Source organism: Leifsonia xyli subsp. xyli str. CTCB07, assembly GCF_000007665.1.
GTDB lineage: Bacteria > Actinomycetota > Actinomycetes > Actinomycetales > Microbacteriaceae > Leifsonia > Leifsonia xyli_C.
Genome location: NC_006087.1, coordinates 1458637 through 1481693 on the forward strand (window position 1 = coordinate 1458637; position 23057 = coordinate 1481693).

The window sequence follows — 23057 nt, forward strand, 5'->3', positions numbered from 1 at the left end:
GTGTCGCTACCCGCCGTGCTGAGCCGAACGGCCCCGGCCGACGCCGAGACGATCGACCTCCCCGACCCGCTGGGCGGAGCGGAGCGCCGGCTCGCCACGGCGACGATCCCCTGCAACGGCCTGCCCCTGCGGTTCACCTCCCTCCACCTCCGAAACACCGAGCGCGCCGGCCGCCTGGGCCTCGACCGCGACTACCGCGCCGCCGGCGCCGGCCGGCTGCCGCTCGACGGCGTCAGGGACGACGGAATCCGCCGGAGCGTCGAGATCCGGCTGGAACAGCTGGCGGCCGTCGAGGAGCGGCTCGGCGCCTGGCCGGGACAGCCACACATCCTGACCGGCGACCTCAATTTCCTTCCCGACGGCCTAGAGTACCGGCGGATCATCGGCTGGGGCCTCGCGGATGCCTGGCGCGCCGCGCCGCGGCTCGGGTCGGGGGCCACCATCCTGGAGCGCAACCCGCTCGTCGGCGATGGTCCGCGCGCCTACGCGGAGCAGGCCGCCCCGCTCCTGCCCGGGAGCACGGGCGACCTCGACTACACGCTCGACTACCAGTTCCACTCGCCGGGACTGCGCCCGGGCGCCGCCTGGACGCTCAGCGACCCCGGCCGGGACGGCGCGTGGCCGAGCGACCACCTCGGCCACGTCGTGGACTACACGGTGGAGAGCCCGGAGTGACGGAGAGGAAGCGGGTCTCGATCCTCGACGTCGCCGCGCGCGCCGGCGTCTCCAAGTCCGCCGCCAGCCGGGCGCTGCTCCGGCAGTACGGTGTGTCGGAGGAACTGCGCCGCCGCGTCGAGGCGGCGGCCGCGGAGATCGGATACATCAAGGACATCCGAGCCCACGGGCTGGAATCGTCCGAATCGCGCACGATCGCGCTCTTCGCCCGCACCGCGAAGCTCGCGTTCTACGGCGAGCTGATCACCGTGATCCAGGAGACGCTCGAAGCGCACGGCTACGAACTCGCCGTGGCGACCGCGACACCCCGCGGCGGCTCGACCGCGGGGGCGCTCGACGCCGTCATGGGCCTGCGACCGCGCGGCCTGATCGTCGCCTCAGGCCGGGTTCAGGACGAGGACATCCAGGCCGCGGCGGCGACGGTTCCCACCATGTTGGCCGGCCCGGCGCTGCGGATCCCCGGCGTCGGCTCCGTCTCCGACGACGGGAGCGGCGCCCGCTGGCTCGCGCAGCTCCTCGCCGAGAACGGGCACCGCCGGGTGGGCGTGGTCACGGTGTCCAGAGCCCGCTCGACCACACGGGGCACCCGCACCCTCCGCATGCGGAAGGAACTGGCCGCGCTCGGGATCGAGCCGGTCCCCATCCCGCTCTCGCACGACACAGACGCCCCCGCCGCCGACGCCCTCGAAGCCGCGCTGGCCGGAGTCACGGCGATCATGTGCCCGAACGACCCCACCCTGCTGACGACCTGGGAGATGCTCAGCGACCGCGGCGTCGACGTACCCGGGGACATCTCGCTCACCAGCTACGACGGGACCGGGCAGATCGCCTCTCAGGTCCTCGGCCTGACCACCTGGCGTCAGCCGCTTGTCACGATCGGCCGAACCGTCGCCGACGAGCTCATCCAGCGCGACCACGACCCGGACCTCCCGCTGAAGCACCACCGGCTCGCCGGCAAGCTTGTCCGCGGGCGCACGGTCGCAGCGGCCCGGAGACGATGAGCCCGGTCCCTTCCACGGTCGTCGGATCGGCCCGGGCGGGGGCTCAGGGGACCGCCAATGTCGAACGCTCAGACAGTCCCCTGTAGGGTCGTTCACAGAGGGAAACCATGAACCACACTCACAAGCGCAACGCTATGCGCTTCGCAACGGCAGGGGTCGCTGTCGTGACCGTTGGCATGCTGAGCGGGTGCGCCCTGTTCGGAGCGGGCACAGCCACGACGCCGACGCCGACGCGGCATACGACGCACAAACAGAGCGCTTCGCCGCGGGCGGAGGGGACGCCGGAGCCGACGGCGGCGCCGGTTCCACCACCGACGCTCACATCGGTGGCCGCTGGGACGGTCGTGGCAGAGGGGGATGTCACATCGCCGAAAGGCAGCATCCACTTCCGCTACCGGATGCTGGCGAACGGGGACAACACCTATAGGGCCGAATACACGGGATTCACCTCGACGGTGTCGGTGCCGGTGTCCGTCACGCTGCTTGAGATCCCGCCGCAGGTCGGTGACGGGATGACCTACCACGGGGTCGGCGACCAGGCGCTCGGCGGGCCGACCGCTGCGACGCGGAGCGTCACCGCTTCGCTCGGGAGCGTGGGGCAGCCGTCGCATCTGACGACGCTCGTGACGTATTCCTCCGCCGCGTCCTTCGACGGGGTGCCCCAAGAGCTCGGGCCGGACAAAGTGCTGGCCGTGAACCGGGTGCAGTGTTCGGTCCCCGTGCGCGAATCGAATGTGCGGCCGGCGGACAACGGGGCACGGGAGGGCGCGACCGGTGTGTTTACCGCGACCACCGGCAGCGGGGCGCCACGGAAGTACACGGTCGCGGCCGCCGACCTGACCGGGAATGTGGCCGACTGGTTCGGCATCCCCTTGGAGTATCTGATCTGGTTGAACCCGGACCTGCCCTCGTCGGGAACCAGCCGGTGGATGTTCGAGGGGACAGAGCTGAACCTGGACCCCGACAGAATGTAGAGGAGCGCTCCACCGGTTCCCACCGTGCCGGGGTGCTCGCTCAGCATCGTGTACCCGAACGGGGCAGCACGGTGGAGATCGCTCTCTTGATCCTTCAGGCCCGGGTCGCGATCGAGCCACCGTGCTCGGCGCTCACGCTGCCCGTCTCGACCCCAGACTGTGGGACGCGGGGACCGGCGTGTTCTGACGCCCTCCTCCCTCAGCAGAGACAAGAGTTCGTGAACATCGAAATTGCGGGCCAGATGGCCCGCATAAAGACAGGCAGAAAGTTGCGCTCCGTCCACTCTCCGATCAACGGGAAATCAACAGAAACGTGATTCATCGCTTTCTCGAAAGCGCAACGTCGCGATTCGGCAGTATACACTGGACGACGACCGCCTCGCAGAGAACCATCGTCTCTATGAATCGTGGTTTCCGCCCAAGAGAGAGCGGCCGAGCTTGGCTTGACGAGATCAATCCGATTCGCTTCCTTCACCGTCGCCGCAGTGAAATACGCGACAATCACGAACGAAAGCAGATTGCACAGCTCTCCCTCTTGGCTACACTGTGACACGTTACTGACAATCGAAAGAGGAATCCTTATGGCACAGAAAGTCATCTATCAGCTTGTCGACGATCTGGACGGCACTGAACTTGGCGACAGCGGCGGCGAGACGGTGACGTTTGGGCTGGACAATGTGAACTACGAAATCGACCTGTCGGCGGCGAACGCTGCGGCGCTGCGCGAGACGCTGGCCGCCTATGTTGCGGCCGCTCGTCCCCAGCCTCGTGCCCGGCGCGGTGGCTCGTCCACAGTCGGCGCGAAGCCCGCACGTCGCGATCTTGCGGCCATTCGAGCGTGGGCGCGTGAGCAGGGCACCCCAATGCCGGACCGTGGCCGGATTCCGGTTGCGATTCTGGCGGCCTATGAGGCCGCTCACGCTTGAGAGGACTCCGGCTCAAGCCGGCGGTCGGTCCCTTTTCGACAATTCCTGTGCGGCGGTTGTGTCCGTCACCGCTTCGCCCTCTGCGATCGAGAAAAAGAGCGTGTCGCGCTCGACCCGATATGTGCTCGCAAACGGCTGGGAAGCAATCCCGCCAAACGCTTCCGAGTCATCGGGGGCGGATGGCACCGCCGCACAGACGTCCATAAAGGATGCTTTTCGGACGGGTCACCGCACGGGCTTGCGTGTGCGCGGCAACCGAACGCGAGTTTTCGCCATCCCAGCGACTGCTAGCGTCCCGTTCAAACGCGCGATCCGTGAAGCGAAGTGCGCCAGAGATATATACGCAAAACGGCTGGTCAGCCATCGCCTTCTGTGATGGCCGACCAGCCGTGTGCGAGTCGTTCTGACCTCAGCCCAGACAATGAGCAATGGGGTGAGTAACGGGGCTTGAACCCGCGACCTCCTGGACCACAACCAGGCGCTCTACCAGCTGAGCTATACCCACCATGTCTCTCGCACGGTTCTTCGTCCCGTTCGAGGCAACCCAACGAGTCTAGCCCATTCGGGCGGTCCATTTTTCCACGATGGTCGCGGAGGCGGCCTGTGTCTGCTCCGTCGTCGGCCCGGGCTCGGCGACGAAGGCGGCTTTCCGGTAGTAGTCGAGCTCGCGCACCGACTCGAGGATGTCGGCGAGAGCGCGGTGGCCGCCGTTCTTCTCGGGTGCGTTGAAGTAGACGCGGGGGAACCAGCGGCGAGCCAGCTCCTTGATCGAGGAGACATCGACGTTGCGGTAATGGAGATGTGTGTCCAGGCGCGGCATGTACTTGGCGAGGAACATCCGGTCGGTGCCGATGGTGTTCCCGGCGAGCGGGGCCGTGCGGGCAGCCGGTGCGAACCTGAGGACGTACTCGAGCGCCTCGTACTCCGCTTCCGCGAGGCTGACGCCGCCGGGGATCTCCTCGATGAGGCCCGACGTGGTGTGCATCTCGCGGACGAAGTCATTCATATTGTCCAGTGCGGAGGCATCCGGCTTGATGACGATGCTCAGCCCCGGATCGAGGACATTCAAGTCGAAATCGGTGATGACCACTGCGATCTCGACCAGTTCGTCGACCGCCAGGTCGAGGCCGGTCATCTCGCAGTCGATCCAGACGAGTCGATCCGAGGAGGTTGCCATACAGACGAGTCTAGTGCGGGCCCCCGAGGGCCTGCGGCGGCGATCCGAACCCGGGGCTCCGCGGCAGGAGGGCGCCCACCGGCAGCGGTTCCGGCCATTTGGGCCCCCTGCCATCGCCCAGCGAGACACGGCGCACTCGCCGGACCGCCCACGGCAGCGCGTAGACGCGCAGCCAGGTGCGGAACGGCACATCGGCGGGTTCGGGCTCGAACGGCCCGGCCCCGTCTGTGGCCGTGCTCTCCGCGGAGGGGACGCCCAGGGTCTGCGCGACCCGGCTCGCGAGAAGCCGGTTCCCGCGGGCGCTCAAGTGCATACGGTCGGCGGCCCACATCCCGGGGTCCTGGAACTCGCGCACGCCCCAGATGTCGAGCACCTGCGCGCGGTGGTCGCGCGCGATACTCCAGATGTTCGCACTGAACACCGCGGCACGACCGCGGAACGGCTTGAAGAAGAAGGCGAACTGCGGGTCGAAGAGGTTCGCCAGCAGCACCGTCGCCCCGGTCGCGCGAAGCCAACCCACCCCATCGGAGAGTTTCGCAGCCAGGGCGTCTGGGTCGGCGGCCGGACTCATCAGGTCGTTGCCCCCGATGAGCACCGAGACGAGGTCGGGACGCAGCCGCACGGCCTCAGGGATCTGTTCGTCGACCACGTCTCCGATGCGACGGCCACGCACCGCGAGGTTGGCGAACTCGACCGTGCCGCCGGAGAGGCGCGCATCGACGTCGAGGATGCCCGCCAGGCGATCCGCCCAGCCCAGCCAGCTCCCCGTCCGACCAGGCGCCGCATCGCACAGCCCCTCGGTGATCGAGTCCCCGAGGGCAACATACCGGGTGAAAACGGTTCGGCTCACAAGACGATTGTCGGTCGCCCGGGCGGCGATCGGACGGCGTGGGGGCATCCCCCAATGGCCACCGGGAATTCGCCGGACGTACACTGAACTGTGTGGATGCGACACCGGCCGTTGACCCTTCCGTCACCGCGGGAGTGGCTCTCACTCTGTACACCTCGGCGTTCTGCGAGCCCTGCACGCGGACGCGCGCTGTCATCGCGGAGGCCGCACGCATCGCCCCGCGGCTGTCGGTGACGGAGCGAGATGTGGCTCGCTCGATCGAACTCGCGGAGGCTGACGGCATCCGCTCGACGCCGACTGTGATCGTGAACGCGGCCGATGGCACGGAGGTGTTCCACGCCGAGGGCGTCCCAACGCTGCAGCAGGTGCTGGCGGCGGCGAGGGCGGTCTGAGGCACGCCCGGCACCGGAGATCCGGTCCCTCTCCCCTCCGCATCCGGACCGAAGCGGATTTGCCGTTGCGCACACGGCCTTCTCAGCGTTCGTGCCTGTTCTGTCCAGGATGAGCGCCTAAGGTCGTCAGCCGACGGCAGAGATCGCCGTCCGTGCTGCACCACGTCGCCCCTCCCCACCCCAACCATCCCGGGAGAGCGACGCCCCGAAACCCCGGTGCCTCGCACCCGCGCCACACGCCGCGCCTCGGACGGACCCCGTCAGCCGGGGCTTCCGCGCGTACCGGTGCGGTTCCAGCCTGTCAGCGAGCGCTCCCGCGGGAGCGCTCATCGCCGTGCCGCGCCCCGAACGGGCGTGTACCGGCGGGCAGGGAAGCCCAACCCAGGAAGCTTATGCTCAGCAGTCTTCGTTCCACCTTCCGCAAGACCAACACCCCTCTCGCCAAAGTCGTCTCCGGGACCGTGGCTGTCCTCCTCTCCACGAGCCTGATCGCCCCGGCGATCGCACAGCAGCAGGCGAGCGAACGAGCCACCCGCGAACTCTCCGACTCGACCGGGCTGCACCGCGAACAGCTCTCGGTGTACAAGGGCATCTGGCGCGACCGGCTCGAAACCGAAGCCAAGAACGCTCTCGCGGGCGCCGAGCAGACCGTGCAGGCGAACGCCGCGAAGGCGGATGCGAGCGCGGCGAAGACGATGATGGCCAGCCTCACCGGCTACACGAAGCTGGACGATTCCCAGCTCCGTGTCAGCATCGACAGGACCAACGCAGCCAGCGCCGCGCTCGCTGCGGCCGGCGCGGAGGCCGACCGTCTCGCAGAAGCGGCCGCCGCGAACACCCCGGAGGGCGCGAAGACCACGGCCCGCCGTCTCGCCGCCGGCGCCTACGGCTGGGGCGATGCCCAGTTCCAGTGCCTCAGCGACCTGTGGCAGAAGGAGTCCGGCTGGAACTACAGAGCGTCCAACGGATCGAGCGGCGCAACCGGGATCCCGCAGGCCCTCCCGGGCAGCAAGATGGCGGCCTTCGGCTCCGACTGGGCCGACAACGCCACCACACAGATCGAGTGGGGTCTGCACTACATCGAACGGGGCTACGGCACGCCGTGCTCGGCATGGGGTCACTCGCAGCCGGTCGGCTGGTATTGACCGCTGGCGCTGACCGGTCGAACAGAGCGCTGACCCGGGGCCGGTAGACTCACGCGAGTGAGCACCGGCCTCGTCATCCACGACACGCATCTCGTGGGCAGCGTCACCCGCCCGGTGGCCGAGAGCGTCCCCTCCGCCGTCTGCAATCGCCTCCGAGAGCGGATGGAGCTCAGCCCGGACGGCGAGGCCAGGTCGTGCCTCCGCCACGGCGGCATGGAGGAGCAACGCATCGCGCGAACCGCGGTCGCCGGAGCCCGATGATGCCGCTCGACCTCGACGAGGACGCCTTCGAGGCGCTCGTCACCGATGAACTGGACCGACTGCCCGACGAGATGGTCGACAGACTCGACAATGTGGTGTTCGTCGTCGACGACCGTCCAGAGGACGGGACGCTTGACCTCCTCGGCCTGTACGACGGCGTCGCACTGACCGATCGCGACCGCTACGGGTTCGGCGAGATGCCGAACCGCATCATCCTCTACCGGGAGTCACTGCTCGCGATCTGCGCCGACGAGGAGGAGTTGCGCGAGGAGATCCACATCACGCTCGTACATGAGATCGCGCACTACTACGGAATCGACGACGACCGCCTGCACGAACTCGGCTGGGCCTAGAAGACCGGATTCCGGTCGTCGCGATCCGCCTCCACCGGGTCGCTGTCCACCGCATCGAAACGGTACATCACATGGCGCTCGCCGTTCACCGTGCGCTCCTCACCGGCGACGTACCAGAACAGGGACTCCAGCCCCTCGACCGCGGCGACCGCACTGAGGCGCTCATCCGCCTTCCCTCCCACCAGATAGCGGCGCTCGGCGGTGCCGGCCAGCGGGCCGTCCGCGTACTCGACGATTTACTCCGGGTCGGGGTGTGTCTCGCTCATGGCGCCACCGTAGTCCCCGCGGGCGGGTGGCAAGAGAAAAAGAGCGGCCAGCCGGTCACGTCGAGACGCAAGTCGGCGGCGGCGCGGGGGTCCTCGCGGGCGAGGTAGCGCTCGAAGTCTCTCTGCCAGCCATCCCAGTGCGTCACGAATGTCTCGCCGTCGCGGTCGAGCGCGCGCTCCTTCCGCAGCGCGTCGTCCGCGTCCAGCCAGAGCCGGAGGTGCGCCCACGGGACGCTGCGCCGCGCGAGCGTGCCGCACCCCTCGACCACGACCGGCCCCGGCCCCTCGACACTCTGCCACTCGCCGGGCTCCCCTGCGGCCCAGTCCCAGCGCCGCCAACGCCCGCGGCCGGTGCGCGCGAGCGGCCCGAGGAGGGTCTCGGAGAGACCGGCGCTCGCGGCGTCGAGGCCGCCCCAGCCCGGGTAGAGGTCGTCCATGCGGATGAGGCGCACGGTTTCGCCGCCCGGCCAGCACGCGACGAGCAGGTCGGCGAGCGTGCTCTTTCCCGCACCGCTCGGGCCGTCGATGAGCACGACCGGGATGCGGACGCCATCCGCCGCCGCCGCGACGCGGGCGAGCAGCGTGTCCCGGGCTGCCGTGCGTTCAGCCCCCCAGGACATTCCAGCTCCCCACTGCGATCGCCGCCGAGGCCGCCGAGGCCGCGACGAGCACTGCGATCGCCAGTGCCGCCGCGTCCCGCCCACGGAACACGGACGGTCGCGCCCAGGTACGCGGTCCGGGGGCTCCGAAGCCGCGCGCCTCCATCGCTGTCGCGAGCTTCGCGCCGCGCCGGATCGACAGCACGAACAGGGCGAAGGTCTGCCCGAGGAAGCGCCGTACCGCACCCGATTCGGCCACTCCGCGTGCCCGCCGCGCGAGTGTCAGGGCACGCCAGTCGTCCGCGAACAGCCCGACCAACCGGAGCCCGGCGAGCGCCCCGAGCACGAAACGCGCCGGCAGTCTCAGCACTTGAGCGAGCCCGTCTGCGAGGTCGGTCGGATCGATGGTGACGAACAGGAGCACCGCAGGCAGTCCGATCGCCAGGATGCGCAGCACCGTCGAGATCCCCAGCAGCAGCGACCCGTCGCTCACCTCCACCGCCCACCAGTGCAGGTAGACCGTCCCGCTGGTCCGCCCGTAGAGCGCGGTTGTGAGCCCGGCGAGCGGCGCTGCGATGAGCAACGGGGCCAGCCGCGGCAACATTGCGCGACCCGGGAGGCGCGCGAAGCACAGCAGCGCCAGTTCCAGTCCGAGCGCGACCGCAGCGGAGACCGGGTCGATCGACAGCAGCAGCACGGTCGTCACGATCAACGCCGCGCCGAGCTTCGAGACCGGATTCAGAGTTGCGAGCGGTCCCTGCCGCACCGGCTCCGCGACGCTCATGCGATGGCTCCGGCCGCCGCATCCACACGGAGCTCCCCCGCACCGATCGCCGCCGCGAAGTCGAGGTCGTGTGTCGCGGCGACCACCGCGTGCCCCTCCTCGCGCAGCCTGGCGATGGTGGCGACCAGTCCACGCCAGGTGTTCGCGTCCTGTCCGAACGTCGGCTCGTCCAGCATCAGGATGCGGGGCCGTGTCGCCAGCGCGGTCGCCACCGACAGCCGCCTTTTCTGCCCGCCGGAGAGGGTGAACGGGTTAGCGTCCGCGAGGGGGGCGAGGCCCAGGCTGTCCAGCAGGCCCTCAACGCGGGCGGCGACCTCCGCATCCGGAAGCCGCAGGGCGCGCGGGCCGGCGGCGAGTTCGTCGCGGACCGTCGCCACGAGGAACTGGTGCTCCGGGTTCTGGAAGACGCTGCCGATGCGGGTGAGCAGCTGGCCCGAGCGCCAGGATGCCGGGTCGGGTCCGGCGCCGTCCGCGAGGGCGGGCTCAGCGGTGAGCGTTCCGCCGAGCGGTGGCACCAGGCCGGCGAGCGCGAGCGCGAGGGTGGACTTACCCGCGCCAGTGCGCCCGGTGAGCGCGAGCGCCGATCCTTCTGCGATGTCGAGGGAGGCGCGCAGCGGCAGCGGCGGGACCGGGGCGGCCCTCCGGATTCGGCGCTTTCCGCCCGTCGCCCCCCGCCCCCGTCCGACCCGGAGGTCGCGGGCAGTGAGGAGGCCGGCCCCCTCGGCCCCGACAGGCGCCGTGGGCAGCGGTTGGCTCGGAAGCCAGACTCCCGCCCGCCGGAGCTCACCCGCGGTGTCCGCCAGCACCTGGTCCGGCACGCCGTCCGCCAGCGTCCCGCCGTCTGCGGCGAGCACGACGACGCGGTCCACGAGGTCCCGCCAGACGCCCACGCGGTGCTCCACGACGATCAGGGTCGCCCCGCTCGCAGCGACGGCCGAGCCGACGGCCTCCCGAACCCCCCGCGCCCCTTCGGGATCGAGGTTCGCCGTCGGCTCGTCGAGCAGCAGCAGCCCCGGCCGCATCGCGAGCAGCCCCGCGAGCGCCAGCCGCTGCTTCTGCCCGCCGGAGAGCTCCGCCGTGGGATGGCTCAGCGGCACATCGAGGCCGACCTCGCCGAGCGCCCGCTTCACACGCGGCCAGATGTCCGCCGGGGGCACGCACAGGTTCTCGCACGCGAAGGCGACATCGTCGCCGACCCGGGCGAGGATGACCTGCGCATCCGGGTCCTGGAGCAGAAGTCCGGCGCGTCCGTGCGCAGCCGCGGGCAGCCGCCCGTCCAGCCGGAGGTCGCCCTCCGCTTCGCCGTCATCGTCGCCGCCCAGCACGCCAGCGAGCCCCCCGAGTACCGTCGACTTCCCCGCGCCGGACGCGCCGAGGAGCAGGACCCGCTCGCCCGGCTCGACGCTCAGCGTCAGACCGCGCACCGCCCAGGCGCGCCGTCCGGCGTAGCGCCAGCCCCAATCGTCGGCCCGAACCGCGACCGCGGGTGGCCTCGCCGGGGTCGTCTCCGGCACCGCGCTCAGACCCGGCCCTCGCGCCCGGTCGCGAACCGGTCGAGCGCTCCCGTCTTCGCCAGCGCCCGGACGAGGGCCCACGACCCGAGACCTGCGACGACGACACCGGAGGTCGTGGTCGTGACCGTGTAGACGATGGCGAAGCCCGGCCCCACCCCGGGATACGAATAGAACAGGTCGAGCACCGACTCGGCGAGTCCCGCCCCCGCGCCCGCGAGGAGAGCTGGCGGCAGCGTCCACTTGGCGTAGAGGAACAGTGCGAAGACGATCTCAGCGCCGAGCCCCTGGACGACGCCGGAGAACAGGGTCGCGAAACCCCACTGCGTCCCGACGAGCATAGAGACGACGGCGGCGACCACCTCGCCGTAGAGTGCAGCGCCCGGCTTCCGCACGATGAGCGCGACGAGCACCCCGGCGAACAGCCAGGGGCCGTTCAGGATGCCCTGGAAGCTGGGCAGAAGAGCCGTGACCGGGCCCGACAACGGGTTCCAGGCCTGGCCCCAGGCCCAGAAGACGACACCGGATGCGACGGCGACCACACTGGCGACGACGATGTCGACGACCCGCCAGCGGACGACGCGCACCGGGCGGGCTACGAGGGGTGGAACAGTTGCATGCACTTTCGTGCCCCTTCTCTCCAGAAACGAGGGCACGGGATCGCGAGTAGCCTCCCTGCGCTGGCATGACCCAGATCAGGTTCGACGGTCGAAGCTTGGATAAGCTTCCTCTCAGCCCGGCTCACCGGACTCCCGTGTTCAGAAGCCAGTGTAGTCGGATTCGGAAGGAGGAGTCCCTACTTCTTGAGAGCGCGGATGACCCGCGACCATCCGTGTCAGGCCACCCAGACGAACGGGATGCCGACCGCCAGCAGAGTGATCAGGTTCGGCCGGAACCGCACTCCGGCCTCATCACTCACGTAAGCGCCGAAAGGAACGGCCACGCCGCCCCCACCGCCACCCCCGGAGCGGCCGGGGCCGTCCTCGTCGTCGCCCACAGAGCCGCCGAAGCCGAACTTCACCGCCGCGACCGGGACGATCGTCGTGCCATCCACCACGACCGGCTCCCCGTAAACAGATTTCACACCGGAGGAGCTCAACGTCTCCGCGAGTTTGAGTGAGATGTTCATGTCCTCACCGTACCCCGCTGGTTCTCCGAGCGGCCAGGCTGGTTCTCACGGCGCACCCAGCCTTCGCACCGGTTTCTCCACGGAACGGCTAGGGATAATCGTCCCGTGCCCCTCCGCCCTCCCCGCCTCCGCCCGCGCGGTCTGCTGACGGGGATCGCGGCACTCGCGGTCGGCGCTCTGCTGCTGTGGCACAGGACGCTGCCCGACATCGCCGGATCGGCATCCCTCGTCGAGACTTTCCTGCCCTGGGGAGGCGCGCTCCTCATCGTGCTCGGGGCGGTCGCGCTGCTGCGGCTCTCACTCGTCGCCGGGCTGGCCGTGGCGGCGGCGATGGCCGTCTGGTGGTCGGCCTTCGGCGTCGCTGCGCTGCCGGCGATGAATGGCGGCGCCCCACGGTTCACGGTCGTGAGTGAGAACATCCGGGCACAGAACCCGCAGGCATCCGCGATCGCGGAGGGCCTCGCTTCGCGCTCTCCCGATCTCATCACCCTGCAAGAGCTCGACGCCACGACGCGCCCGGCCGTCGAATCCGCCCTCGCCGGCCGCTACCCCCACCACATCGTCGTGGGCACCGTCGGTCTCTGGAGCAGATACGAACTGACCGGCGAAGAGCCGCTGAGCCTCGGCCTCGGCTGGAACCGCGCCCTCCGTGTCGATGTCGCCACGCCGGGCGCCACGACCCGGGTCTACACCGTCCACCTCGCATCGATGCGTCCCGGCGAACACCAGGAGCGTGACCGGATGCTGGCCGAACTGCGGAACACGATCGCCGCCGACACGGCCGAGCATCTCCTCGTCATCGGCGATTTCAACGCCGCCAGCACCGACCACTCGCTCAGCCCTCTCCTGGCCGAGCTCGACGAGCAGCCGGACAGCAGCCTCGGCCTCGGCTTCAGCTGGCCGGCGGTTTTCCCCGTCGCCCGGCTCGACCACGCCCTCACCCGCGGCCTCACCGTCTCCGTCAGCACCGTGCTCCCGGCGAACGGCAGCGATCACCGCGGCATCCTCGTCGGTCTGCGCTGACGGACGCGCAGCCCACGCCGGAACACTCGACCCGGGCTCACTCGCTCAGCCAGCGCGGGTTCCGCCCCTCCCGCTCGGCCTCCTCCGCCTGCTGCGTCCGCCGCACGAGCGACGCCGGTCCGATCGCCCCGTGCCCGAAACGCGCACTCACGGCATCGAGGGCGCGCTCGGTCTGACGCCATTCCTCATCCGAGTCCCAGAGCGCGAGCGCGTCTCCCCCGGTGTCCGCCAGCTGCTCGGCCCGCACCCCGATCAGCCGGATCGGCGTCTCGCGGAGGTGGATGCCGATCGCCTCGAAAACATCCCACGCCTCCTCGAACAGCCGCCGCCCGACGTTGGTCGGCTCTTTAAGCGTGCGGGAGCGCGAGAGCGTGCGGAAGTCGGAGAAGCGAACCTTGATCGCCACGGTGCGGCCGGCCATCCCGTGCTTCCGCAGCCGCTCTCCCACACGGCCGGAGAGCCGCAGCAGCTCCCGGCGGAGCTCGCCGGGGTCGTCCACATCCACCGGGAACGTGTTCTCGTGGCCGATGCTCTTCTCACGCGACTCCGTGACGATCGTCCGCGCGTCGCGGCCGTTCGCGAGTTCGTGCAGACGGTGCGCGGAGGCCTTGCCCACCGCACGCTCGAGCACCGGCAGCGGGGCGTCGGCGAGATCGGCGACCGTCCGCATCCCCATCCGCTCCAGCGAGGCCTGTGTGCTCGAGCCGACGCCCCACAGCGCGCCGACCGGCAACGGCCGCAGATAGGCGATGGCGTCAGCGGGCGGGATCACGAGGAGGCCATCGGGTTTGGCGCGGCCGGAAGCGAGCTTCGCCAGGAATTTCGTCCCCGCGACGCCGACCGAGCAGGTGAGCCCGGTCTCCTCCCGCACGCGCGAGCGGATGAGCTCGGCGATGCGCCGAGGCGGACCGAGCAGACGGCGGGCGCCGGCGATGTCCAGGAACGCCTCATCGATGCTGAGCGGCTCCACCAGCGGCGTGATCTCGTGAAAGATGCCCATCACTCTGCGCGAGCACTCCGTGTACTTGTCGTAGTGCGGCGGCAGGATGATCGCCGTCGGGCACAGCCGAAGCGCCTGTGAGACCGGCATGGCGCTGCGGACGCCGAACTTCCGCGCCTCGTAGGTCGCGCTCGTGACCACACCGCGCCCGCCCGCGTGGCCGACGATCGCGGGCTTCCCGCGCGCGTCCGGCCGATCGAGCAGTTCGACCGCAGCGAAGAAGGCGTCCATGTCGACGTGCAAGATGGTGGCGTCGTCGTCGTCGATCTCGGCGGTCGTCACCTGCCGGTCGCTGCCATCCGCTCGTCCCACTCCACCAGAATGCCACCAAGGGCCGACAACGGCTCCGTACGGGTAGCGTGATCCCCATGGAATTCAGATACCTCGGCGACAGCGGCCTCAAGATCTCGGAAATCGTCCACGGCAACTGGCTCACCCACGGCTCCCAGGTGGAAAACGACACCGCGACGCAGTGAGTCCGCGCCGCGCTCGACGCGGACATCACGACCTTCGACACCGCCGACGCCTACGCCAACACTGCGGCAGAGCAGGTGCTCGGAGATGCGCTGACCGGTCAGCGCCGCGCCTCCCTGGAGATCTTCACCAAGGTCTACTGGCCGACCGGTCCCAAGGGGCCGAACGACACCGGTCTCTCCCGCAAACACATCCTCGAGTCCATCGACGGCTCCCTCGTCCGCCTCGGCACCGACTACGTCGACTGTACCAGGCGCACCGCTACGACCACGAGACGCCGCTGGAGGAGACCATGCAGGCGTTCGCCGACATCGTCCGGGCTGGCAAGGCGCTCTACATCGGCGTCAGCGAGTGGACGGCGGAGCAGCTGCGCACGGGGCACGCGCTGGCGAAGGAGCTCGGCATCCCGCTCATCGTCCAACCAGCCGCAGTACTCGATGCTCTGGCGCGTCATCGAGAAGGAGGTCGTTCCGGCCTCCGCCGAGCTCGGCATCTCGCAGATCGTCTGGTCGCCGATGGTGCAGGGCGTGCTCACCGGCAAGTACCTGCCCGGCGAGCAGCCTCCTGCCGGCAGCCGCGCCTCCGATGAGAAAGGGGGCACCAGCGCGATCAAGAGCTTCTTGCGGGACGATGTGCTCACGAGCGTGCAGCGCCTGCGCCCGATCGCGGACGAGCTGGGCGTCACGATGGCGCAGCTCGCCGTCGCCTGGGTCTTGCAGAACCCGAACGTGGCCGGTGCCATCGTCGGAGCGTCCCGCCCCGATCAGGTCGCCGCGAACGCGGCAGCCGCTGGGGTGCGGCTGCCGGAGGACGCGCTAGGTGTGATGTCCAGGGGGGTTGTTTCGGCGATACGGTCGTGAGGAGTTGAGGGGCGAGGGCCTCCGGTTGTGAAGTGGAGCTGTTCAGTTCAACCGCTTCACGATCCAGGAGGCCTTCGTGTCCCACGTTAACGCTGCTCTCACACCGCGCGCTCGTCTGCGCCTTGCCAGGCTCATCGTCGAGGACCATTGGCTGGTCTCCGTCGCAGCGAAGATGTTTATGGTCTCGCCCGTTACCGCGCGGAAATGGGCGGCGAGGTTCCGCGCCGAAGGCACGGGAGGGATGACCGACCGGTCTAGCCGCCCACGATCGATGCCAACGCGGACGCCGTTGCCCGTGCTCAAGCGGATCGTGCGGGCGAGGTGGCGACGACGCCTGGGGCCGGTGCAGATCGCCGGCGAGCTTGGCCTTCCCGCCTCGACCGTCCACGCCGTCCTGGTGTGCTGCCGCATCAACCGGCTCTGCACCATTGATCGGGTCACGGGCGAGCCGATCCGTCGCTACGAGCACGACCACCCTGGATCGCTGATCCATGTCGACGTGACGAAGTTCGGCAACATCCCCAACGGCGGCGGCTGACGATTCGTCGGCCGCGTCCAGGGCGAACGCAACCGGGAAGCGACCGCCACCCGCACGAAGAGCAGGAACCACCGCTACGAGCCACGGTTGGGCACCGTGTTCGTCTACACGATCATCGACGACCACTCCCGCGTCGCCTACGCCGAGATCTGCTCCGACGAGAAGGCGGACACCGCGATCGGTGTCCTGCGGCGTGCTGTCGCCTGGTTCGCCGACCGGGATGTCAGCGTCGAACTCGTCCTCTCGGACAACGGCTCCGCCTACAAGTCCTACGCCTGGCGAGACGCCTGCACAGAGCTCGGGATCAGGGCGAAGAAGACCCGACCATACCGACCACAGACCAACGGGAAGATCAAACGCTTCCACCGCACACTCGCCGACGGCTGGGCCTACGCCCAGTTCTATGGTTCAGAGGCCGAACGACGAGAAGCACTCCCCGGCTGGCCCCACTTCTACAATCATCACCAGCACCACTCCGCCATCAGAGCCCCACCCATTAGCAGAATCGACAACAACCTCCCTGGACATCACACCTAGCGCGGATCGATGAAGCAGTGGGGGATGTCGCGGAGACCGACCCGGCGAAGACGGTCTCGCCACCGACGCGAGTCGTCTAAACGAGCGCCGCGACAAGCGTCCAAACGAGTCGCGGAACGCCGCCGAGTCGTCGCGCAGGGACGCGCTGACAACGACGATGTTCGGTCCGACGGTCCACACGACCTCCTCGGCGAGCGGCAGCACAGCGAGATCCAAGCGGAAGGAAGCGGCCTGACGACGAAGCTCGTGCCCGCGTCCATGCACGGCCTCCACGATGTCCGCCGACCGCCGGGCGGGGCATTCGAGGCAGGTGCGAGCACACTCTGCGCGGCGCTCGGACGCCCAGCGCACGGCTTCGCCCTAGTGCATGATCACCAGCTCCTGGAGTTCGATCGCACGGTCGAGCGCACTGAAGTTCGGCGGCTGGACGAGCGAGGCCGGCAGATGCCGCTGGCGGTCGGCGGCCACGTCGAAGAGGGCGAGCCGCTGCCCTTCGAGCAGCGACCGGGTCGTCAGCGCGCTCGCGCGAAGGCGGTCCGGCAGCGCCGGGACAACCGCCGGGACGAGGGAGACCCTCGGCAGTCCCGAAGCGCACCCTTCTCCGAGGCCGATCATGTCGCGGAGGGCGAGAGCGATCAGCAGAGCGGCAGGGCAATCCTCCGTGACCTGCCATCGAAGAGTGCCTCGAGGAACATGCCAGAATTGTGGGTTTCGGGCGATGTCCGGAGAAGTGGCCGGGGAAGGTTCAGCCGCGGCGATCGAGTTCGTTCAGGATGCGGCCCACCGTCCACTGGTTGCGCGCGGTGGCGACCGGACCGACCGCGCGCCAGAACGCCGCCGGGAGCACCGACTTCGACACCCCGAGCGGACACCACTGGTAGACGGCCCGATGCCCGAGGCGCACCGCCTCGGGCGCGATCTCATCGTCGGCCGGGACCTCCAGACCGGCCGGGAGGTCGTGATCGAGGACGGTCACCATGAGCTTCGATTCGTCGTCTCCGAGCGGAAGCAGCGGATTGCCGGCCGCGAGCGACCGGAACCGCTTCTCGGTGAGAAGCACGACCCCGGCCTCCACTCCGGTGCTCGCGCGCAGGGCCGCGGTGACCGCCGCGGCTTGGCGGGCTGTCGGCGGCGCGGAGGCCGCGAACACGGCATTGCCGCTCTGGAGGAGCGTCACCACCTCCGCGAAACCAGCCGCCTCGAACGCAGCGGCGAGATCCGCTTTGGACACACAGGCGGACCCGCCGACATTGATGCCGCGGACCAGACCGACGCCGAGCATGCCTACTCCGCCGGCTCCGCGGGCACGAGCAGCCCGGAGGGATCGTGTTCTCGTACGGGCCGCGCCCGTCGCGACGCCACTGCGGCTCGCTGAACGCGACCAGCCAGGTCGTGAGCCCGTCGACCGGCCCGTACACGTTCCGCACGCTGCGATCGCCGGGAGCGACGATCACACCGGTCGGCTCCCCCCGCCCAGTCGGCGTCCGCGTGCGGCGCCTGCTCGCGCACGTACACCTGAACGCCGACGCCGAGACCGGGCAGGGAGGAACGGGGATAGGTGCGTGCCTCGTCGCGAGGCCGTCCGGTCTTACGCTTCCACATCACTCAAGCATCCCACCACAAGGACGTCCCCTCCCGCCGGGGAGGGCGGCGATCCCCTCCGGGCGAAGCGGGGAGTCCCTCTCCGGTGGGGCCCCGATCGAGAAGGCCGTGCATGCAGGTCGGCGCACCGCAGCCGCACGGACCGCCTGGGCATCCTTAATTATCAGGCTGTCGGCTGTGACTACCTACAGCGATCGCCCGTGGATCGCCGGCTACGCACCGGATGTGCCCGCCGACATCGAACTGCCCGCCGGCTCCCTCGCCCACCTGATAGATGAGTCGGTGGCGACGTACGGCAAACATGTCGCACTCGAGTTCTTCGGCGCGACGACCAGCTATGCGGAGCTCGGCGACCAGATCGCCCGCGTCGCGGAGAGGTTGCGCCAGCGCGGCGTGCGCAAGGGCGACCGGGTGGCGCTCGTGCTGCCGAACTGTCCGCAGCACGTCGTCGCCTTCTACGCGGTCCTGCGGCTCGGAGCGGTGGTGGTCGATCACAACCCGCTCTACACAGCGCGCGAGCTGCGCCACCAGTTCGAGGATCACGGGGCGACCGTCGCCATCGTCTGGGATAAAGTCGCCAAGACGGTCCAGGAGTTCCCGGCGGACCTCCACGTCGGCACCGTCGTCTCTGTGGACCTGACCCGAGCCATGCCCGCGTCGAAGCGGTTCGCGCTGCGACTCCCGCTGCCGGCGGCGCGGAAGGCGCGCGCGGCTGACGGGGAAGACGATCGGGACAGTCCGCTGGGAGACGCTGACCGCCTCACGGCGGCTGAAAGCGGCGTATCCCCGGCCGGAGCGCGACGACCTGGCGCTCATCCAGTACACGAGCGGCACGACGGGGCGGCCAAAGGGCGCCATGCTGACCCATCTGAACCTCGCCGTGAACGCGGCGTAGGCGCGCGCCTGGGTGCCGACCATCGAGCGCGTCACGTCTGTCGTGTTCGCCGCGCTGCCGTTGTTCCACGCCTACGGGCTCACCCTCTCCCTGACCTTCGCGATGAGCATGGGTTCGCGCCTGGTGCTCTTCCCGGCGTTCGATCCGGATCTGGTGCTGGATGCCGTGAAGAAGCGTCCCGCCACCTTCCTCCCGGCCGTCCCGCCCATCTACGAACGCCTCGTTCAGGCCGCCGGGAAGCGCAAAGCCTCACTCTCCGGAATCGGCATCGCCATCTCCGGCGCCATGAGCCTCCCGCAGACCACCGTGGAGCTGTGGGAGTCGAAGACCGGCGGCTATCTGGTGGAGGGATACGGCCTCTCCGAGTGCTCCCCCGTCCTCCTGGCGAACCCCGTCGGGGCGACCCGCAAAGCGGGAACCGTCGGTCTAGCCCTTCCCGGCACGGAGCTCCGTGTGGCCGACCCCGACGATCTCTCCGCCGACCGGCCGTTCGGGGAGGAGGGCGAGCTCCTCGCCCGCGGTCCGCAAGTGTTCTCGGGCTACTGGCGTCAGCCCGAAGAGACCGCCGGCGTCTTCGCCAAAGGCGGCTGGTTCCGCACCGGCGACCTCGTCACGATAGACGAGGACGGCTTCGTCAGCATCGTGGACCGGATCAAGGAACTCATCATCTCCGGTGGCTTCAACATCGCCTCCACCGAGGTCGAAGACGCCCTCCACGGCTTCGAGGGCATCGCGGACGTGGCTGTCGTCGGCCTCTCGCACCGCCGCAGGGGCGAGGATGTCGTGGCCGCCGTCGTCATGGAAGCGGGCGCGTCCTTCGACGAAGAGGCAATCCGCGCTTTCGCCCGCGACAGCCTGACACCCTACAAGGTGCCCCGCCACGTCATCCCGGTGGACGAGCTGCCGCGCAACATCGTCGGGAAGGTGATCCGGCGCAAAGTGCGCGAGGAACTGCTGAACCGGCAGGACGAGCACTGACCGCTCTCGCGCTCTGCTTTCCGCCGGAGAGCGCCGGGACGCCCCGCTCCGCTACTGTGACGCCCGTTCCAGGACCAGCTCACGGACGCGGGCGGCGTCGGCCTGGCCCTTCATCGCCTTCATGACCGCGCCGATGACGGCGCCCGCGGCCTGCACCTTGCCGTCGCGGATCTTCGCCAGCACGTCGGGCTGCGCGGCCAGCGCTTCGTCGATCGCGGCGACCAGCGCGCCGTCGTCCGAGACGACCGCGAGACCGCGCGCGTCCACGACCTCCTGGGGGCGGCCCTCCCCCGCGATGACACCCTCAAGCACCTGGCGTGCCAGCCGGTCGGTCAGCGTGCCCGCTTCGACCAGTCCAGCGAGCTCCGCGACGTGCTCGGGGGCGACGAGCGTCCCGGCCGCAACGCCCTGGGCGTTCGCCACGCGGGCGATCTCGCCGGTCCACCATTTGCGGGCGGCGGCCGGGGCCGCGCCCGCGGCGATGGTGGCCTCCAGCTCGTCGAGCAGGTCGGCGTTCGCGACATCCTGGAACTCCAGCGCGGTGAACCCCCACTCGGCGGTCAGCCGCTTGCGGCGCGCCGCAGGGGGCTCGGGGAGCGTGCCGCGCAGCTCCTCGATCCACTCGCGGCTCGGGGCCACCGGCACGAGGTCCGGCTCCGGGAAGTAGCGGTAGTCGTCGGCGTCGGACTTCGGCCGGCCGGCGGAGGTGCTGCCGGTGTCCTCGTGCCAGTGCCGCGTCTCCTGCACGATCGCGCCACCGGCCTCCAGGATGGCGGCTTGCCGCTGGATCTCGTAGCGCACCGCCCGCTCGATCGAGCGCAGCGAGTTGACGTTCTTGGTCTCCGTGCGCGTGCCCAGCTCCGACGAACCGCGGCGGCGGAGCGACACGTTCGCGTCGCACCGGACGTTTCCCTCCTCCATGCGCGCGTTCGAGACGCCGAGCGCCTTCACGATGTCCCGGATGGCGCGCACATAGGTGCGGCCCACCTCCGGAGCGTCGGTCTCCGCGCCCTCGATCATCTTGGTGACGATCTCGACCAGCGGCACACCGCCGCGGTTGAAGTCGACGAGGGAGTGATCCGCGCCCTGGATGCGGCCGGTGGCGCCGCCGATGTGGGTCAGCTTGCCCGCATCCTCCTCCATGTGCGCCCGCTCGATCTCGATGGTCAGCTCGCGGCCGTTCTCCAGCTCGATGCTCACCCGGCCGTCGTGCGCGATCGGCTCGTCGTACTGCGAGGTCTGGAAGTTCTTCGCCAGGTCCGGGTAGAAGTAGTTCTTCCGCGCGAACCGGCTCGACTCCGCGATGTCGCAGCCCAGCGCGAGACCCAGGCGGATGCTCGACTCGATCGCTTTCTCGTTCACATGCGGGAGACCGCCGGGGAGCCCCAGGCAGGTCGGGCAGGTGTTGGTGTTGGCGCCCGATCCGAACTCGTTGGCGCAGCCGCAGAACATCTTCGTCTTCGTGTTCAGCTCGACATGCACCTCGAACCCCAGCACCGGCTCGAAGAGCTCCAGGGCGCGCTCGTACTCCATCAGGTCGACCTTCGCCATCAGACGGCTCCCTCTTCGCTCGCTAACATCTCGGTGGCGCTCAGATCCGGCGCCTGGGCCAGCAGCGGGCCGCCCCACTTCTCCTCCAGCAACCGCTCCAGAGCGGCGCCGATCGTGTAGAGGCGGGCATCGGCGTGCGCCGGGGCCATCAGCTGCAGGCCGACGGGCAGACCGTCCTCCGGCGCCAGGCCGATCGGCAGGCCCATGCCGGGCACGCCGGCGAGGTTGGCCGGGATGGTGGTGATGTCGTTGAGGTACATCGCCATCGGGTCGTGCAGCTTCTCCCCGAACCGGAAGGCGGTGGTCGGCGCGCTCGGGCTGACCAGCACATCCACCCGCTCGAACGCGGCCGAGAAGTCGCGCTGGATGAGCGTGCGCACCTTCTGGGCGCTGCCGTAGTACGCGTCGTAGTAGCCCGCACTGAGCGCGTAGGTGCCCAAGATGATGCGGCGCTTGACCTCCGGGCCGAAGCCCGCGTCGCGGGTGGCCGCCATCACGCGCTCGACGGTGACCGGACCCTCCGCCGGGTCGACCTGCAGTCCGAACCGCACCGAGTCGAAGCGCGCCAGGTTGCTGGAGGCTTCGGCGGGCAGGATCAGGTAGTAGGCGGCGACAGCGTACTCGAAGCTCGGTGCGGAGACCTCGACGATCTCCGCCCCGGCGCCTTCCAGCAGGCCCAGGGACTCCTCGAAGCGCTGCTTGACGCCCGCCTGGAAGCCCTCGCCGTTCAGCTCGCGGACGACGCCGACGCGCACACGGCGCAGCGCGCCCTCGCGTGCTCCCGCGCGCGCCGCATCGGCCATCGACGGCCAGACATCGGTCAGCGAGGTGGAGTCGAGCGCGTCGTGACCGGCGATGACGTCGTGCAGCAGACCGGCATCCAGCACCGTGCGGGAGACCGGACCCACCTGATCGAGCGAGCTCGCCAGCGCGATGGCGCCGTAGCGGCTCACGCCGCCGTAGGTCGGCTTCACCCCGACCGAACCGGTGACCGCGGCGGGCTGGCGGATCGAGCCGCCGGTGTCGGAGCCGAGGGCGAGCGGCGCCTCGAACGCCGAGACGGCCGCGGCCGAACCGCCGCCGGAGCCGCCCGGGATGCGCTCCAGGTCCCACGGGTTGCGGGTGGGGCCGTAGGCGGAGTGCTCAGTGGAGGAGCCCATCGCGAACTCGTCCATGTTGGTCTTGCCGAGCGGCACCAGATCGGCCTCGCGCAGCTTGCGCACCACGGTCGCATCGTAGGGCGGCAGCCAGCCTTCGAGGATCTTCGATCCGGAGGTGGAGGGCATGTCGTTCGTCGCGAGCACATCCTTGATCGCGACAGGAACCCCCGCGAACGGGCCGAGCTTCTCACCGGAGGCACGGCGGCCGTCGATCTCGGCGGCGGTGCGGAGCGCCTTCTCACCGGCGACGTGGAGGAACGCGTGGACATCCGCGTCCACCGCCTCGATGCGGCCCAGATGGGCACGGGTGGCCTCCACCGAGGAGATCTCGCCCGCGGCGAGCAGATCGGCGAGAGCGGCGGCGGAGAGCCGGGTCAGATCCGTCATGGTCGTGTC

General features: G+C 69.7%; 22 protein-coding genes, 1 tRNA gene, 3 pseudogenes and 1 riboswitch. Of the genes and pseudogenes, 12 read left to right on the plus strand and 14 right to left on the minus strand.

Features of this window, described 5'->3' with window-relative positions; translation table 11 throughout:
- The 4 genes from LXX_RS06955 (at position 1) to LXX_RS06970 (ending at position 3576) form a co-directional block, all read left to right on the plus strand.
- Positions 1-675 carry an endonuclease/exonuclease/phosphatase family protein gene (locus LXX_RS06955; protein WP_141692796.1) on the plus strand — a complete coding sequence of 225 codons (675 nt, stop codon included), beginning with the start codon at positions 1-3 and terminating at the stop codon, positions 673-675.
- Positions 672-1676: a LacI family DNA-binding transcriptional regulator gene (locus tag LXX_RS06960; protein ID WP_011186220.1), complete on the plus strand. Its 1005-nt coding sequence runs from the start codon at positions 672-674 to the stop codon at positions 1674-1676. Before LXX_RS06955 ends, LXX_RS06960 begins: the two co-directional genes overlap by 4 nt.
- A 107-nt stretch (positions 1677-1783) precedes the next feature.
- Complete coding sequence (locus LXX_RS06965) at positions 1784-2650, plus strand: hypothetical protein (protein ID WP_011186221.1); 867 nt, start codon at positions 1784-1786, stop codon at positions 2648-2650.
- 581 nt (positions 2651-3231) lie between these two features.
- Complete coding sequence (locus LXX_RS06970; protein WP_011186222.1) at positions 3232-3576, plus strand: histone-like nucleoid-structuring protein Lsr2; 345 nt, start codon at positions 3232-3234, stop codon at positions 3574-3576.
- Positions 3577-4005: 429 nt separating this feature from the next.
- On the opposite strand, the gene LXX_RS06980 is transcribed toward LXX_RS06970, so the two are convergent.
- The 3 genes from LXX_RS06980 to LXX_RS06990 all read right to left on the minus strand — a co-directional run bounded on the left by LXX_RS06980 (position 4006) and on the right by LXX_RS06990 (position 5603).
- A tRNA-His gene (locus tag LXX_RS06980) sits at positions 4006-4081 on the minus strand.
- A 48-nt stretch (positions 4082-4129) separates the two neighbouring features.
- Entirely contained in the window at positions 4130-4753 is a 624-nt protein-coding gene (orn, locus tag LXX_RS06985) for an oligoribonuclease (protein WP_011186223.1), read from the minus strand.
- 10 nt (positions 4754-4763) lie between these two features.
- Positions 4764-5603: an SGNH/GDSL hydrolase family protein gene (locus tag LXX_RS06990; RefSeq protein WP_041768337.1), complete on the minus strand. Its 840-nt coding sequence runs from the start codon at positions 5601-5603 to the stop codon at positions 4764-4766.
- 134 nt (positions 5604-5737) lie between these two features.
- On the opposite strand from LXX_RS06990, the gene LXX_RS06995 reads away from it, so the two are divergent.
- The 4 genes from LXX_RS06995 (at position 5738) to LXX_RS07010 (ending at position 7754) form a co-directional block, all read left to right on the plus strand.
- Positions 5738-5995 carry a thioredoxin family protein gene (locus LXX_RS06995; RefSeq protein ID WP_223227610.1) on the plus strand — a complete coding sequence of 86 codons (258 nt, stop codon included), beginning with the start codon at positions 5738-5740 and terminating at the stop codon, positions 5993-5995.
- A 152-nt stretch (positions 5996-6147) separates the two neighbouring features.
- Complete coding sequence (locus LXX_RS07000; protein WP_011186226.1) at positions 6148-7140, plus strand: hypothetical protein; 993 nt, start codon at positions 6148-6150, stop codon at positions 7138-7140.
- A gap of 57 nt (positions 7141-7197) precedes the next feature.
- A complete protein-coding gene (locus LXX_RS07005; RefSeq protein WP_041767561.1) occupies positions 7198-7401 on the plus strand; it encodes a hypothetical protein in 204 nt (67 codons plus the stop codon).
- The gene (locus LXX_RS07010) at positions 7401-7754 is read left to right on the plus strand and encodes a metallopeptidase family protein (RefSeq protein WP_081423114.1); all 354 of its coding nucleotides are present in this window, start codon (positions 7401-7403) and stop codon (positions 7752-7754) included. The genes LXX_RS07005 and LXX_RS07010 overlap by 1 nt, the downstream gene beginning before the upstream one ends.
- Here LXX_RS07010 and LXX_RS07015 read toward each other — a convergent pair.
- The 6 genes from LXX_RS07015 to LXX_RS07040 form a co-directional block, all read right to left on the minus strand.
- Positions 7751-7936, minus strand: coding sequence for a hypothetical protein (locus tag LXX_RS07015; protein ID WP_011186228.1), 186 nt, complete (start codon positions 7934-7936; stop codon positions 7751-7753). The two genes, LXX_RS07010 and LXX_RS07015, sit on opposite strands and share 4 nt — an antisense overlap.
- 80 nt (positions 7937-8016) lie before the next feature.
- Positions 8017-8640, minus strand: a complete 624-nt coding sequence (locus LXX_RS07020) for a hypothetical protein (RefSeq protein ID WP_011186229.1) — start codon at positions 8638-8640, stop codon at positions 8017-8019.
- Complete coding sequence (locus LXX_RS07025) at positions 8624-9403, minus strand: energy-coupling factor transporter transmembrane component T family protein (protein ID WP_041767563.1); 780 nt, start codon at positions 9401-9403, stop codon at positions 8624-8626. Before LXX_RS07025 ends, LXX_RS07020 begins: the two co-directional genes overlap by 17 nt.
- Positions 9400-10917 (minus strand): ABC transporter ATP-binding protein, encoded by a 1518-nt coding sequence (locus LXX_RS07030; RefSeq protein WP_011186231.1) that lies wholly within the window; start codon positions 10915-10917, stop codon positions 9400-9402. Before LXX_RS07030 ends, LXX_RS07025 begins: the two co-directional genes overlap by 4 nt.
- Positions 10918-10922: 5 nt before the next feature.
- Positions 10923-11537, minus strand: coding sequence for an ECF transporter S component (locus tag LXX_RS07035; RefSeq protein ID WP_011186232.1), 615 nt, complete (start codon positions 11535-11537; stop codon positions 10923-10925).
- Positions 11538-11569: 32 nt separating this feature from the next.
- Positions 11570-11680, minus strand: a riboswitch (TPP riboswitch).
- A gap of 69 nt (positions 11681-11749) precedes the next feature.
- Positions 11750-12043, minus strand: coding sequence for a spore germination protein GerW family protein (locus tag LXX_RS07040; RefSeq protein ID WP_050737881.1), 294 nt, complete (start codon positions 12041-12043; stop codon positions 11750-11752).
- A gap of 105 nt (positions 12044-12148) precedes the next feature.
- Here LXX_RS07040 and LXX_RS07045 point away from each other — a divergent pair, with 105 nt between their 5' ends.
- Positions 12149-13066, plus strand: a complete 918-nt coding sequence (locus LXX_RS07045) for an endonuclease/exonuclease/phosphatase family protein (RefSeq protein WP_011186234.1) — start codon at positions 12149-12151, stop codon at positions 13064-13066.
- Positions 13067-13103: 37 nt separating this feature from the next.
- On the opposite strand, the gene LXX_RS07050 is transcribed toward LXX_RS07045, so the two are convergent.
- Positions 13104-14378, minus strand: a complete 1275-nt coding sequence (locus tag LXX_RS07050) for a DNA polymerase IV (RefSeq protein ID WP_041767564.1) — start codon at positions 14376-14378, stop codon at positions 13104-13106.
- A 56-nt stretch (positions 14379-14434) separates the two neighbouring features.
- Between LXX_RS07050 and LXX_RS07055 the strand changes: the two are divergent.
- Both LXX_RS07055 and LXX_RS07060 read left to right on the plus strand, forming a co-directional pair.
- Positions 14435-15400: pseudogene (locus tag LXX_RS07055) on the plus strand (aldo/keto reductase family protein).
- Between the two features lie 76 nt (positions 15401-15476).
- A pseudogene (locus LXX_RS07060) lies at positions 15477-16475 on the plus strand (IS481-like element ISLxx4 family transposase).
- A gap of 360 nt (positions 16476-16835) precedes the next feature.
- Here the strand turns inward: LXX_RS07060 and LXX_RS15605 are convergent.
- The gene (locus LXX_RS15605; protein ID WP_011186237.1) at positions 16836-17090 is read right to left on the minus strand and encodes a hypothetical protein; all 255 of its coding nucleotides are present in this window, start codon (positions 17088-17090) and stop codon (positions 16836-16838) included.
- Between the two features lie 130 nt (positions 17091-17220).
- Positions 17221-17757: a DUF1697 domain-containing protein gene (locus LXX_RS07070; protein ID WP_041767565.1), complete on the minus strand. Its 537-nt coding sequence runs from the start codon at positions 17755-17757 to the stop codon at positions 17221-17223.
- Positions 17758-18254: 497 nt separating this feature from the next.
- Here LXX_RS07070 and LXX_RS07075 point away from each other — a divergent pair.
- A pseudogene (locus LXX_RS07075) lies at positions 18255-19950 on the plus strand (long-chain-fatty-acid--CoA ligase).
- A 51-nt stretch (positions 19951-20001) separates the two neighbouring features.
- On the opposite strand, the gene gatB reads toward LXX_RS07075, so the two are convergent.
- Positions 20002-21501, minus strand: a complete 1500-nt coding sequence (gene gatB / locus LXX_RS07080) for an Asp-tRNA(Asn)/Glu-tRNA(Gln) amidotransferase subunit GatB (protein ID WP_011186239.1) — start codon at positions 21499-21501, stop codon at positions 20002-20004.
- Positions 21501-23048 carry an Asp-tRNA(Asn)/Glu-tRNA(Gln) amidotransferase subunit GatA gene (gene gatA / locus LXX_RS07085; RefSeq protein ID WP_011186240.1) on the minus strand — a complete coding sequence of 516 codons (1548 nt, stop codon included), beginning with the start codon at positions 23046-23048 and terminating at the stop codon, positions 21501-21503. The genes gatB and gatA overlap by 1 nt, the downstream gene beginning before the upstream one ends.
- Positions 23049-23057 lie beyond the last annotated feature (9 nt).